6 protein-coding genes and 1 pseudogene are annotated in these 14519 nt (G+C 68.6%); 5 read left to right on the top strand and 2 right to left on the bottom strand.

The genetic code is table 11. The features are described 5' to 3' along the window. A pseudogene (locus ACWD5O_RS16485) lies at positions 1 to 293 on the top strand (DUF2637 domain-containing protein); the annotation flags it as partial. 465 nt (positions 294 to 758) lie between these two features. Further along, complete coding sequence (locus ACWD5O_RS16480) at positions 759 to 1697, top strand: replication-relaxation family protein (protein ID WP_450085828.1); 939 nt, start codon at positions 759 to 761, stop codon at positions 1695 to 1697. A gap of 321 nt (positions 1698 to 2018) precedes the next feature. On the opposite strand, the gene ACWD5O_RS16475 is transcribed toward ACWD5O_RS16480, so the two are convergent. Both ACWD5O_RS16475 and ACWD5O_RS16470 read right to left on the bottom strand, forming a co-directional pair. Beyond that, the gene (locus tag ACWD5O_RS16475) at positions 2019 to 2408 is read right to left on the bottom strand and encodes a DivIVA domain-containing protein (RefSeq protein WP_450085827.1); all 390 of its coding nucleotides are present in this window, start codon (positions 2406 to 2408) and stop codon (positions 2019 to 2021) included. A 475-nt stretch (positions 2409 to 2883) separates the two neighbouring features. Further along, positions 2884 to 5958: a DUF3427 domain-containing protein gene (locus tag ACWD5O_RS16470; RefSeq protein WP_450085826.1), complete on the bottom strand. Its 3075-nt coding sequence runs from the start codon at positions 5956 to 5958 to the stop codon at positions 2884 to 2886. A 239-nt stretch (positions 5959 to 6197) separates the two neighbouring features. On the opposite strand from ACWD5O_RS16470, the gene ACWD5O_RS16465 reads away from it, so the two are divergent. From ACWD5O_RS16465 to ACWD5O_RS16455, 3 genes are all read left to right on the top strand, one after another. Next, entirely contained in the window at positions 6198 to 8189 is a 1992-nt protein-coding gene (locus tag ACWD5O_RS16465; protein ID WP_450085825.1) for a hypothetical protein, read from the top strand. A 122-nt stretch (positions 8190 to 8311) separates the two neighbouring features. Next, positions 8312 to 12439, top strand: coding sequence for a BREX system serine/threonine kinase PglW (gene pglW, locus ACWD5O_RS16460; protein ID WP_450085824.1), 4128 nt, complete (start codon positions 8312 to 8314; stop codon positions 12437 to 12439). Further along, complete coding sequence (locus tag ACWD5O_RS16455) at positions 12432 to 14513, top strand: prolyl oligopeptidase family serine peptidase (RefSeq protein ID WP_450085823.1); 2082 nt, start codon at positions 12432 to 12434, stop codon at positions 14511 to 14513. The genes pglW and ACWD5O_RS16455 overlap by 8 nt, the downstream gene beginning before the upstream one ends. Positions 14514 to 14519: the final 6 nt, after the last annotated feature.

Genomic DNA, 14519 nt, shown 5'->3' with positions numbered 1-14519 from the left:
GCGGGGCGGCCAGTGCGGGGGGGCGGCGGGACCCGGCGGTCCCGGACCGACGGGCCGAGGACACGCCGGTCCGGGACCGAGGCCCGGGGATCACCGCGCTGGTCCCGGCCGCCCGGACCGCCGCCCGCACCCTCGACGCCCACGGAACACCCCTGTCCCGCAAGGCCCTCGCCGGACAGCTGCGCGCGGACGGGCACCAACTGTCCAACGCCACGGCCTCAGCACTCGTGCGCGTCCTGCGCGGCGAGAGCACCCCACCCGCGCCGGACCTGTCACACCGGGAGGCCGCGTGACAGAACCACAATCTGCGACCTCTGTCAGCCATAGCCGTCGCCGTGAGACCAGCACACGGGTCTGTCAGGAAGCCCGTCTCCTGACAAAACCTGACCCGACCTGGCAGAGCGAACACCGGCCCGCCCGTCACGGCAAGGCGAGCAGTGCGCACCTTGCGCTCCATCCCCCTGTTCGGATCCTCGAAGGAGCAACAAGCATGATGACCCAGCTCAGCGACCCTCACCCGCGCCACCAGAGTCGTCACCGACCTGCGGCGCATTCGCTGTCAAACCACTGTCAAGGCGGAACCGGTGTGGCCGGCCGTGTCGACGTCGGTGTCGGTCTCCGTTGCACCGTCCGCCTTGATCCTGACCCCCAAACCGACCCGCCGATCCCGCCTACAGCCCAGGTCAGGCCCCCTTTCAGGAGTGCGGGCCGGCTCCAGACACACCCTCATGTGTGGGGTGTCCCCCCAGGGGCCGCCCATGCGTAAACCGCTACCGGCTGCGGACCCGCTGCTGCGTCTACAGGCCAGCATCACCGCCCGCGACGACCGCCTCCTCGGCTGGCTCTACGACCACGGCGTGCTCACCACCGATCAGATCGGCGCCGCACTGTTCCCGTCCCTGGACTTCGCCCAACGCCGGCTACGTCGCCTCACCGTCCTGCGTGCGACAGACCGGTTCCGACCCAACCGGGCCTACGGCGGCTCCTACCCGTACCACTACGTCCTGGACCAGCTCGGCTACGACCACGTCCACGCCCAACGCGGACTCGCACGACCACGCCGGGACCAGGCCCGCCGCCGAAAGCAGTCCCTGACCGCCCGGCCGGACCTGCCGCACCTGCTCGGCGGCAACCAGTTCTTCATCGACCTCGCCGCCCACGCCCGCACCCACCCCGACAGGGCCCTGGACCGGTGGCAGCCCGCGTCCGCCTTCCACGAGCCCGGCGTGTTCTACCGCCGAGGCGGCAACCCGCAGATGATGGTCCACGGACCGACCGGACTGCCCCGCCCCGACGGCGCCGGGGTGTGGACCGAGCACGGACGGTCCGTGCCGTTCTTTCTCGAGTACGACACCGGCCGTGAACGCCTCGACATCCTCACCGAGAAAATCGCCAAGTACGAACGGCTGGTCTGCCTCAGCAACTGGGCGTGGCCAGTCCTGTTCCATCTACCCTCCGCCCGGCGGGAGGCGAACCTGCACCACCGCCTCGCCGAGGTCGGTCCGCAGGCGATCATCGCCACCACCACCGCCGAACTGCGCGCCGCCACCGGCGCCAGCCCCGCCGAGCAGGTGTGGCAGCTATCCGGCTTCGGCGCCGGCCGGCACCGCCTCATTGACCTGCCCTACACCGACACCGACCACGACGCCGAGTTTCCCAACCTCGCCGCGCCCGGCCCGAGCGGGCGGGCGGCCTGATGGGGCGGCGGGGCAGACGGACGCGTCGCGCGGTGTGCGTGGCCCATACGCCGCCCCGCGCGCCCACACTCGCCACCTCGTGGGCAGCGAACGCCGCGCGTCGTATGGCCCCGAGGGCGGGACAGGGGCGCGGGCCGTAGGTAGCCAGGGCAGCGCCCGGCGTACCTCAACAGCTCTCACGGACCTGTCAGGGTCGGCCTCCGGCGACAGAACCGGCGACAGCCCCTGCACTCACACCAGCCACCCTGCGGTGACAGATCCCATGGGCGGCACACGACGTCGCGCTTCGGGTCGTGCAGGTCCACCTGATCGGCGGGAACGCTATCCGGCATCCCGCTTGTCGTCATCCCACCGCGCCAGTGCGTCGGAGAGGTCGTCTAGGAACGCGTCGACCTGCGCGTGGTCGTACCCGTGCATGGCGGCCGGAAGGGTTTCGCGAGCCCGTTCAATCTCTGCCTTCGCCCCGAAGCGCTTCAGCATCACGTCCGAGATGAGCGCCTCCTGGCCCTGCCTGATGAGGTGATTCACGCTGGCCGGGTCGTATCCGCGCAGCACCATCGTGAAGTCCGGCGAGTCGAAATGCTGCCGAATCAGCTGCCGAAAATCGGTGAAGCGGCTACCGCCGAAGCGGGCGAGGGCGGCCGCCACCTCGTCCGGCGCTTCTCGGACGTCCTGCAGTTCGAGCAGGACCAGGCAGGGACGGTCGTCCACGGGGCTTCGTTGGGTCAGCGGACGATCGAGAGTGGACCCGCCTTGCCGGCACCAGCAACAACACCGGGGAGGGCGTCTTCCTGCCGGTGAGAACCGGCAGCGGCTGATCGAGGACGATCATGTCGAGCTCGGCCCACGGCACCAGCCGGCCGATTCCGGGCAGCCGTACGGTCAGCCCCGCGGTCCCGATGTGGAACCTGAACGGCCGGAGCCCGTAGAAGGCGAGTACTCCGCCCATCAACAGGCTCAACACGCCGATGATCAGTGTCCCGATCGCACGGAAGGCACTGTCAGTCCGGCCGCACAGCAGCATGAAGATGCCGAACGCCAGCAACACGATGCCACCGACCAGGATGGATCGGCTCCTGCGAAGCTCCACGGTCCTGCCCTGCTTTCCCGAAGGGTGCTGACGGAAGCGTTTCAGTCGGGCGCAAGCGGCTATGCCCGGCGTGGCGGAGAGGCCAGTCGGTCGATCTCAGGCGGCGATGGCCCGAGCGGCGGCGTACATGTCGGCGGTGAGCCGATGCTGCAGCCGCCAGATGATGCGCATGGGTCGATCGTCGCTGTGCTCTTGGTACGTCATCGGCCCGGCGTACAGGTACGGCGGCGCGCCCAGGTCGCGGTCGGCGAGCTTGGTCTCCCGGACGAACAGGTGCACCGTCGACCCGCGCTCGGCGTGCTGGATGTAGCGCTGCCCGGTCCCCGACGCCGACGACGTGGTGCTCTGCGACTCCCACTGGAACAGGCTGTCGGTGATGGCCCGGTCGGTGTACATCGTGGTGGGGGAGTAGTGCTCCTCGGACTTGACCAGGGTGACGAAGAAGAGGTCCGCCTGCTCAGACTCAAGCCACTTCACTCCCTCGCGCAGCGACCCCGGGTTCGCCATTCCGAAGGCCGCGCACGCCTCGTTGCGGCTGTAGCGGGCGTGCACCCGCAGCGGTACCCGGCCCGGCTGCGGCGTGACCGTCACCCGGTGGATTCGGTCCCGCAGTACCTCGGCGACCTGGCGTAGCTCCGCGCAGCGCGCCGGCTCCCCCCAGAGCCGCTTCAGCCGGGCATCGCGCTCGGTCAGCGACACCGACGGCCCCCAGAGACTGAAGTGCAGCATGTCCAGCAGCCGTCCGCGGCCAGGGTGCTCGCCGCCCGCCACCCGCGCCAGCAGGGACAGCCGGTCCACGTCGTCGGTGTGCAACATTCGCCCGATAGCCCGGCCGAGCTCGCGGTCGTCCGGCCCGGCGGTCGAGGTCTCGATGCCGGCGAGCCGCCGCAGCCCGGCCCACCCGCCGATGCTCGCCGACCGGTAGACGTCCTCGACTTCCAGGCCAGTCTCCCGCAGGAACTCGGCCAGGCTCACGTCACCGAGCTGCCGCAGCTCCGCCACCAGGCCGTTCTTCGAGGTCGGCAGGGCCGACTTCAGGTTGGCGAGCACGACCTCTTTCGCCACTCGGTCCAGCTCGACGTGGCAGCCGCTCGGCAGCGACGGGAAGCCGTCCCGGACGGCCGCCTCGACGGCCCGACGGCTGACCCCGGTCAGTGCCCGCCACCGTAGGTCGAAGCGGAAGTTGGCGTGCTGGCCGCCGATGAAGTCGAGCACCGTCAGACAGGGTTTGTCGTCGTCGAGCCGCAGCCCACGGCCGAGCTGCTGAAGGAAGATCGTCGCGCTTTCGGTGGGCCGCAGCATCAGGATCGTGTCGACCATCGGCAGGTCGACACCCTCGTTGAACAGGTCGACGGTGAACAGCACGCGGAGTTTGCCGGCCTTGAACTCCCGCTGCAGGCCGTCCCGCGTCGTGCGGTCCGCCCGCGAGGTCACCGCCGCCGACGGTACGCCGTGCCGGGTAAACCAGTCCGCCATGAACTCGGCGTGCCCGATGCTTACGCAGAACCCGAGCGCCCGCATCCGACCCACGTCGGCCGTGTCCTGTACCGCCTTCAGCACCATTCGTGCCCGCGCGTGGTTGCCGGTGTAGAGGCCGTCCAGCTCCGCCGGGTCGTACCCTTGCCCGCGCTTCCACCGCAGGTGCGACAGATCTACGTCGTCGTGCACTCCGAAGTACTGAAACGGCGCCAGCAACTGCCGCTCCAGCGCGTCCCACAGGTGCAGCTCCACCGCCGCGTGGCCGTCGAACCACCGACGCACATCACCGCCGTCGGCCCGGTCGGGGGTCGCCGTCAGTCCCAGCAGTACGCGCGGCCGCAGCCGCTCCAACAACCGGGCGTACGTCGGGGCTTCCGCGTGGTGGAACTCGTCAACGATCACCATGTCGTACGCGTCGGGGTTGATCTCCCGGCGGTGCAGCGACTGGATCGAGGCGAAGACGTGCGTCCAGTGGGTCGGCTCCTTGCCCCCGACCAGCATCTCGCCGAAGCTGCCGTCACCCATGACCTGGCGGAACGTCGACATGCTCTGCTTGAGGATCTGCTCCTGGTGCGCGACGAAGAGCAGCGAGTCGACTTGGCCTGCCCGATGTAGCCGCCGGTAATCCAGCGCTGCCACCACCGTCTTGCCGGTGCCCGTCGCCATCACGACCAGGTTGCGGTGCCGGCCGTGCACCTGCCGCTCCGCATCCAGGTCGTCCAGGATCTCCGCCTGATACGGGTACGGCCGCACATCCAGGTTCGCGATCTGCGTCGGCACGTCGTCAGCGCGCTCACCGCTGAGCGCCTGCCGGAGCCGCTCAGCGTCCTTGGCGGCGTCGTACTCCTCGAACGCCGGGTCGTTCCAGTAGTCCTCGAACGTCGCGGTGAAGGTGTCGATGACGTGCGGCTGCTCGATGTTCGAGATCCGGACGTTCCACTCCACCCCGTCGACCAGCGCCGACTTCGAGAGATTTGAGGAGCCCACGTACGCGGTGGTGGTGCCGTTGGTTCGACGGAACAGCCACGCCTTGGCGTGCAGCCGGGTCGTCCGGGTCTCGTAGGAGACCTTGATATCGGCGCCCAGCTCGGCGAGTCGGTCGAGGGCTCGTTGGTCGGTCGCGCCCATGTAGGTCGTGGTGATGACACGGAGTCGGCCGCCGCGTCGGATCAGGTCGCAGATGGCGGGCTCGACGATGCGCAGGCCGTGCCACTTGATGAAGGCGCAGAGCAGGTCGACGTGCTCTGCGGAGGCCATCTCGTGGGTGACCTCGTGGCCGATGCGCGGCTGGTGGCGGCCGTTGACCAGCAGCGCGCCGGTGGAGAGCGGGGTGGTAGGGCGCACCGGGAAGGTGGGTGCGGCGGGCGGAGCCGGCGGGGCGGCGATGGCATGCAGCAGGCGCTGCGCGTCGGCGACCTGGTCGTCGGGGCCGACGGCCCGCGGCTCGGCCTGGGCAATGCTCTTGGCGATGCGGTTGGCCAGCTCAACCTGGCGAGTGAGCTTGTCGTCGCCACCGCCCACGGCGAGCAGCGCACGGCGCGCGAGGGTCGCGATGTGCCGGGCAAGTACTTCGTGGGCGTCGACCGGGTCGAGCCTGTCGTGCTGAACCAGGGCGGGGTCAAGGTGCTCGAGTCGCTGGGCAACCTGCAGGGTGATCAGTTGTTCGTAGATGCCCCGCTCAAGATCAGTCACGCTGGGAAGGTAACGGCGACTGGCGTTTTGCGCTATCCCCCGCCAGTTCAACCGACACCTAGGCGGGCTCGTCGTGTCGATCCCTGGCAATGTAACCCGCGGCTTGGGGTCAGTCGTGTGGGCACTGCGAGCCGCAAGCAGGTCGACCAGAAAGAGCCAACGTCGCGACGTACGGCGGTAGGCAGCCCGGCATTGATCGCTGTAGCCTAACTGCCCAGCCTACAGATGGGACTGCGGGGATGGCTAACGGCGCAAAGCTAGCAAACGTCAAGCAAGAAATCCGGGGGATTGTCGGAAGCGATGCAACCGCAACCGAGGTCGCCTCAGCGCTGGATGGCCTATTTGAGATTACGAGTTATAAACGCTTCAGGGCATTCAATGCCGGATACATAAGACTATATGCGATGCCAACAAAGACGCTCCGGGGATCTCTTGTAATTGACCGCGAGGTCATGGTTCTGATCGCGCCGTTTAGCGCTCTCCAAGCTCGCACCGTTAAGGTATGTCAAGAGCAGATCGCCGCCGAGCAGCCGCGATTGCAGCCAAACCTTGCGATAGTCATGCATGCGGACCCGGATGGCGACGAGCACCTGCGGGTATGGGGGCGCGAAGCGAGCCTGACCATACTTCCTATCTATCGTCCTAAGGCCGGAGCAGTGCCGCCGGCGACCGTCGTCCGACAGCGGCTTGCAAAGGAGCTGTTCGCAACCGATAGCTTCCAGGTAACCGGCCCCGTAAGCGATGACAATGACTTCTTTGGGCGCCGGGAGCAGGCAATTTCGACCTTGCGGCATCTTCAAGCGGGACGGATTGAGGCGGTCTTCGGGCTGCGCAAGGTCGGAAAGACTTCGATGATCAATCGGATTATCAATCTGGCCGACGATGCTGGCTCGCCTCGCGTTGCCATGGTTGACTGCTCTATTCGGTCGTTCAACGAGTTAAGAGCTCCAGAAGCGCTCAAGGCTCTTGCGCGACTTGCGCGTCTGGCCATGCAGCGCGGCTATGCTCACATTAGCCAGACCTTCTCAAAGGTCGATGTTGGTGCGCCAGGCATTACTTTCGATGGCCTATGGGCGCAAAAGGACGCCCCGCCGCTGCTGATCGTGCTCGATGAAGTGGACTACATTACCCCTGAGTCCCCAACGAGCCCCCACTGGAAGAGCGATTTCAATGAGTTCTGGCGAGAGTTCAGAGCGATAGTCCAGGAGTCCAAGCGGCACGGGTTTAGCCTCAGCATCCTCGTTAGCGGCGCGAGTAGTCGCGCTTTTCGGTCGGCAGAGATCGACGGTGTCGAAAATCCTGTCCTCCACTTTGTTCCCGAGAGCTATCTCAGTCCATTTGAGATCGGGGCTGCGGACTCAATGTTGGCAGCTCTAGGAAAGCGCTGCGGAATAAACTTCACGAAAGAATCGCGCGAGCATGTGGCCGCCGTCTGCGGCTACCTGCCTTATTGGATGAGGATGGCCGGGTCTTATATCCACCGACACATTGAAGTCGACGGTCGGCCAGTTTCTGCCGGCCTTGATCTCGTTGTTCCACTTTGTGTGGAGTTTGCGGAAACGGAGGGTGCAGAGATTGCTCGAGTGGCCCTGCAAAACCTGAAGCGTGTGGATCGGCCCATGTTTGACATGCTGGTTAGTTGTTATGAGAGTTCTTCTGCTTTGCTCCGTGAGGCAACACCTCTTCTGCGTTACGGCTTGGTTCGAAAGAAGGGAAACTCGGTTTCGATAGAGAGCGACGTGGTGCGCAACGGCCTTGAGCTGCTGCTCTCTGAAGCTGCGGCTGTTACCGTAACAGTTGCCCCCCGTCGTAGTATTGAACTCGACGAAGGTGAGTGGGCCGAGGAGTTGGCTACCATTAGCCGTCGGCGAAACGTTCTAGAGCGAAAGACACGAGAGTTCGTGCGGCTAGTGCTCAAGATGGCGCTTCGTGGGAGTGGGAAGTCATGGGTGGACGGAGTCCTCGCCGCCTTGCCCGGTCAGCGCCGGACAGAGTGCGCAGGCCTTGCACCAGACGCCCTTATGGGCAAGCTCTACTGGATAGAATTGGGTTCGATTATCGGCCGGGAGTGGACTCATTTCCAGACCTTCTTCAATGACAAGAAGCGTTTGCAAGTTGCCTTTGAGCTTTTGAATGAACGCCCGGATGCGCATGCGAAAGACGTCGATTTGGCAGATGTTGCCCTACAGCGGCGTGAACTAACGTGGCTCGAAGAGAGGATCACGCAGTAGCCCCGCCTGCTCCCTTGACGAGTTGTGTCACGCCGAGGAGGTTGGGGCTAGCTCTTCGTAAGCACCTGCTCAGGGAGCAGGTAAGGTGCCAGAGTTCGTCCGAGGGTCAAGGGAGCCAGTGCATGCGTGAGGATTCGCCGCGCTGGGAGCAGATCAACGCCAGCTCCTACACCTGGGAACAGGATGGGCTGCGCGAGCTGGCCAGCTACCTGCCCGACTCCGACCCTTACCACGTCTGGGCGAACGTCGAGTTCGTCGGCGCCGACGGCTCGATCAACGAGGTCGACGCCCTGGTGCTCACCCCCAGCGGGCTCTACGTGCTGGAGCTGAAGCACTGGCAGGGCGAGATCCGTGGCGACGGCACCCAGTGGGCGCGCCGGGCACCCAACTCCCGGCTCATCCCCGAGGACAACCCGTACATCCTGGCCAACCGGAAGGCGAAGCGGCTGGCCAGCCTGATCCGCTACTACGCCCGGCAGAACGGCCGCGAGGGTCAGTCCCCCTACGTCGGCGCAGCGGTGTTCCTGCACGCGCGAGGGATGCGGGCGAGCCTGGACGCAATCGGCAGCCAGCACGTCTACGGCCTGGAGGGGCACGACTCCGGGCTGCTCGGCCTCAAGGATCTGCTGCTCACTCCGCCCCGCAACCCGGCGCACCGGGTGGACGAGGTGCGCGGGCGGCAGATCGTCGAGCTGGTCCGCGGGGCCAAGATCCGGCCGTCGGTGGCGGACCGGAAAATTGGCCAACTGCTGCTGCACCCGAAGCCGTTCGCCGAGGGGCTCGGCTGGCAGGACTTCCTCGCCGGGCACGCGCTGGATACCTCGCTGGTGCGTCGGGTGCGGTTCTATCTGACCAGTCGGGCTGCCGAGCACGAGGTGCCGGCGATCCGCAAGGCGGCAGAGCGGGAGTTCCGCCTGCTGCAGGGCATCCACCACCCGGGGGTGGCCCGGGCGCACGACCTGGTCGAGCACGCCTGGGGTCCCGCAGTCATCTTCGACCACCAGCCGGACTGGGTACGCCTCGACCAGTGGCTGCTGCGTCGAGGTGACTCGCTGACCCTGGCCCAGCGGCTGCAACTGGTGCAGGATCTCGCCGAGATCATCGACTATGCGCACTCCCGCCGGCTGGCCCACCGCGCGCTGTCGCCCCGGGCGGTCTACGTCGGTGACCCGGACGGGCCGCGCCCGACGCTGGTGGTGACCGACTGGCAGACCGGCGGGCGACTGGCGGGCACCACCCAGCTCACCCGGCTCGGCCCGTCGAGCGATCCGGCCAGCCTGGAGCTGTTCTTCGACGACGAGGTCCGCCGCTACCAGGCGCCGGAGGCCGAGAACGCCGCCCGGCTGCCTGGCCACCAGCTCGACGTGTTCTCCCTCGGGGTGCTGGCGTACCGGATCTTCGCCGGGACGGCGCCGGCCGCCACGCCGGAGGAGTTGGTCAGCGCGGTCCGGGACAGCGGGCTGCACGTGGACGCGGCGGTTGACGGCATGCCGCACACCCTGGTCACCCTGGTCTACGACGCGACCCGTGGCGATCCGGCGCAACGGCTGCCCAGCGTCTCCCGGTTCCACAAGGATCTGGAGAAGGTCTGGGATGAACTGACCGCTCCGGAGCCGGAACCGGTGGCCGATCCGCTCTCGGCTCACCGGGGTGACCTGCTCGACGGTGGCCTGGAAGTGAAGGACCGGCTCGGTTCCGGTGCCACCGCAGTCGCCCTGTTGGTGACCCGGGCGGGGGAGTCCCGCGAGCTGGTTTTAAAGGTGGCCCGCGACGAGCAGCACGAGGAACGGCTGACCGCGGAGGCGCGTACCCTCGCGCAGTTGAAGCACCCCCAGGTGGCCGCTCTGGTCGACGGCCCGGTGCGCGTCGGCGGCCGCACCGCCCTGCTGATGGAGAGCGCCGGGCAACGGACCCTCGCCGAAGAGCTGCGCGGCGGCCGGCTCGCGCTGGACCTGCTGGAGCGGTACGGGCGGGACCTGCTCGACATCGTCAACTACCTCGACGGCCAGGGTGTCTGGCACCGTGACCTGAAGCCGGCCAACCTGGCGGCCCGGCCGAGACCGAAGGACAAGCAGCCACACCTGTGCGTCTTCGACTTCTCGCTCTCCTCCGCTCCCGCGGACCAACTCGGCGCGGGCACCGTCGGCTACCTCGACCCGTTCCTCGGGCCGCCGCGCCGGCTGCGCTACGACGCGGCGGCGGAGCGGTTCGCAGCGGCGGTCGTCCTCTACGAGATGGCGACGGGCATTTTGCCCCGGTGGGGCGACAACGCCAACCCGGCTGCCGTCAGCGATGAGGTGAGCCTCGACCCGGCGGTGTTCGACCCGGCGGTCGCCGACCGGCTGGTGGAGTTTTTCGGCCGCGCGCTCGCCCGGGACGCGGCGGCCCGGTTCGACACGGTCGACGAGATGACCGACGCCTGGCGGGCCATCTTCCAGCAGGTCCCGCAGCCGGCCGTGACTCCGGTCGGCCCGGTGCCGGCGGTGGGGCTGACCCGCGAGTCGCCGTTGGAGGTCACCGAGCTGACCGCCCGGGCGCGCTCGGCGCTGGAGCGACTCGGCATGCACACCGTCGGCGAGCTGCTGGACGCGGAGCCGTCGGCGCTGACCCGGGCCAAGGGGGTGCCGGACGCCACCCGCAAGGAGATCCTCGCCCAGGCGCGAGCGTTGCGCGCCGTGCTGCCCGGCGGCAGCGAAGCGGTCGCTCTCGAGGAGCAGCCGCAGGCCCAGGGCGTGGAAACCCTCTGCGCGACCCTGCTGCCCGCCTCGACCTCCCGCAACCACCGGACCCTCGCCGTGCTGCTCGGGCAGACGCCCACCGACGACGGCACGTTCCTGTGCTGGCCGGCGCAGAGTGAGGCGGCCCGGGCCACCGGCCGGAGCCAGCCGCAGATCTCCAAGCTGCTCGCTGCCCAGGCCAGAAACTGGCTGGGCGAGCCGGCGCTGGAGGCGGTGCGCAACGAGATCGTGGCGCTGCTCGACGCCCGCGGCGCCGTGATGTCCGCCGAGGAACTGGCCCAGGCGCTGATCGCCGCCCGCGGCTCCTACACGCCCGCCCCGAAGCGGCTGCCACAGGCGATCGGGCTGGTCCGCGCCGCCGTCGAGGCCGAGCTGAGCACCGGCGGGGACGCCCGGGTGGCCATCCACCGGTTCCGCACCTCCGGCACCGTCCTGGTCGGCCGGGAACCGGACGATCCGGCGTCCGATGTCACCGCCGCGGACTTCCTCGGGTACGTGGTGGAGCTGGGCGGCCGGGCCGCCGAGCTGGCCGCCGCCGATCCGCTGCCGACCCGGAAACGTGCCGTCGAGGAGCTGCGCCGGCTGCCAGTGCCGGCCGGGATGCCGGCCGTGGCCGACCTGCGGCTGTTGCAGCTCGCGGCGGCGGCCCGCAACGATCGGGTCGACGTCAACGCGCAGGGGCAGCTGTACCCGGTGGGGATGCCGGCGGAGCGGGCGCTGCGGTTGTCGGTGGGCAGCCTGATCGGCCAGCGGCTCAGCGAGGACCAGATCCGCGACCGGGTGCAGAGCCGCTTCCCCCGCGCCGAGCGGCTGCCGAAGCGGCCCACGCTGAACGGCCTGCTCGCAGCGGCCGAGGTACCGCTGACCTGGCATCCGCACGACCGGGTGTACGGGCCGGCGACCACGACGGCGTCGGTGACCGGTACCCGAATGGCCACCACCCACGCACCGCTGCTCGGGCTCACCGCCGCCGACGAGGTGGGGGACAAGCTCGCCTCCGCCATCGATCGGCGGGCCTTCCTCGCGGTGCTGGCGCCGCTGCGCCGGCTCGGGCCGGCCCGGCGGGCGCTGTTGGCCCGGCTGCGGCTGACCGAAGTGGACGTCACGGCGATCCTGCTGGACCGGCTGCGTGCGCTGGGCTTCCCGTGGGAGACGATCATGGCGGCCGACAACGGCTCGGCGCTGGACGCGGACTTCCGCAGCCTGATGGACCTGGTCCGACACCAGGTGGTCCCGGCGGTCAGTGTAGCGATCACCGCCGCTGACGGGCCGGTGCTGATCACCGAGGCGGCGCCGCTGGCCCGGTACGGGCAGCTCGGGCTGTTTCAGGAGTTGGCCGATCCGACCCGACCTCGGCCGGCGGCCCGGCTGCTGCTGGTGCCGGCTCGCCGGCCTGACCCGGCGGTGCTGGACGGGGTGCAGTTGCCGCTGACCTCACCGGCCAGCCAGTCGCTGTGGCTCGCCGACGACTGGATCGAGGCAGCCGGCGTGCCGGGTAGTCGCCGTGCATGATCCGTACCTGTGGTTGGAGGACCTTGAGGGGGCGGACGCTGGGGAGTGGGTGCGGGACCGCAACGCGGAGACAATCGCGGCGCTGACCGGCGATGAGACGTTCGCCGGTCAGCGGGCCGAGATCCGGCAGGTGCTCGACGCCGAGGATCGGATTCCCTATCCGGGCTGGCGCGGGGACGGCTTCTACTACGGCTTCTGGCGGGACGGGGCGCATCCTCGTGGGATCTGGCGGCGGACGACGCTCGACCAGTACCGCCGCCCCGAGCCGGAGTGGGATGTGCTGCTCGACGTCGACGTGTTGGCCGCCGAGGACGGCGAGAACTGGATCTGGAGTGGCGTGACGGTGCTGCGGCCCGGGTACGATCGCTGCCTGATCAGCCTCTCCCGAGGTGGCGCGGACGCGGTCGTGGTGCGCGAGTTCGACCTGGGCCGCCGTGCCTTCATCGCGGACGGCTTCACGCTTCCCGAGGCGAAGAGCAGAGTCTGCTGGATCGACGTCGACACCATCTACGTCGCCACCGACTTCGGGCCTGGCACCCTGACCACCTCCGGATACCCCCGCGTGGTGAAGCGCTGGCGGCGCGGCACCGCGCTGGCCGAGGCCACCGCCGTCCACGAGGCGCGAACGGACGACATCGCCGTGTACGCCTCGCACGACCCGACGCCTGGGTTCGAGCGCGACTTCGTGGGCCGCTTCCTGGACTTCTACCGCAGCGAGAACTACCTGCTGACGGGGGCGGGCGAGCTGACCCGGATCGCGGTGCCGGAGGACGCCCGCTGGGACGTACACCGGGATTGGTTGTTGATCCGGTTGCGGTCGGCGTGGGCGGCTGGAGGGATGACGTATCCGGCTGGCGCCCTGCTGGCGACTCGGATCGACGCGTTCCTGGCCGGCGACCGGGAGATGACGGTGTTGTTCCGGCCGGACGGTCACACGGCTCTGAGCTACCACTACTGGACCCGGAACCATCTGATCCTGGCCACCCTCGCCGACGTGAAGAGCCGGCTGGACGTGCTGACGCCTGGCGGGACTGGCTGGCAGCGGGAACCGCTCGCGGGGGTGCCCGAGTTCGACCACAGCCGGATCGTGGCGACCGACCCGGATCACAGCGACGACTACCTGCTCGCCTCGGAAGGGTTTCTTCAACCGGCGACGTTGCGGTTCGGACAGATCGGCGGGGCGATCGAGATCCTCAAGCGGGAACCGGCCATGTTCGACGCGGAGGGCTTGACCGTTCGTCAGTTCTTCGCCACCTCGACAGACGGCACGCGGGTGCCGTACTTCGTCGTGGGCGACCTGGACGCGCCCAGCACCCCGACGCTGCTCACCGGCTACGGCGGTTATGAGCATCCGATGACCCCGCACTACGGCGGTGTCATCGGGCGGGGGTGGCTGGCCAGGGGCGGCATGTATGCGGTGGCGAACATCCGCGGTGGCGGGGAGTACGGCCCCGAGTGGCACCGGGCCGCGCTGCGGGAGAACCGGCCCAGGGCATTCGAGGACTTCGCGGCGGTGGCGGCCGATCTGGTGACGCGCGGCATCACCACACCGGCACAGCTCGGCATCGAAGGCGGCAGCAACGGCGGGTTGCTGATGGGGGTGATGCTGACCCGCTATCCGTCGCTCTTCGGCGCGGTCGTCGCGCAGGTGCCGGTGCTGGACATGCGGCGGTACCACCGGCTGTTCGCCGGCGCATCGTGGATGGCCGAGTACGGTGACCCGGATCGAGAGGCGGACTGGGCGTACCTGCGCGGCTATTCGCCGTACCACAACATCCGCAGTGGCCAGTCGTACCCGCCGGCCCTGCTCATCACCTCGACCCGCGACGACCGGGTGCATCCCGGGCACGCCCGCAAGATGGCGGCCCGGCTGCGCGAGCACGGCCACGAGGTGGCCTACTACGAGAACGTCGACGGTGGGCACGGCGCAGCGGCGAACAACGAGCAGCGAGCCTTTCTCTGGGCGCTGACGCTGGGGTTCCTCTGGCGGAAGCTCTGCGGGCCGCAACCCGGGACCGCGGTGACCCCACGCCAGCAATCCCACACCAGAGAGCCGATCACCGAGGGACGCTGACCGTCC

The sequence above is a fragment of the Micromonospora sp. NPDC005161 genome, assembly GCF_053599855.1.
This window is presented reverse-complemented; position numbering and strand designations above follow the sequence as displayed.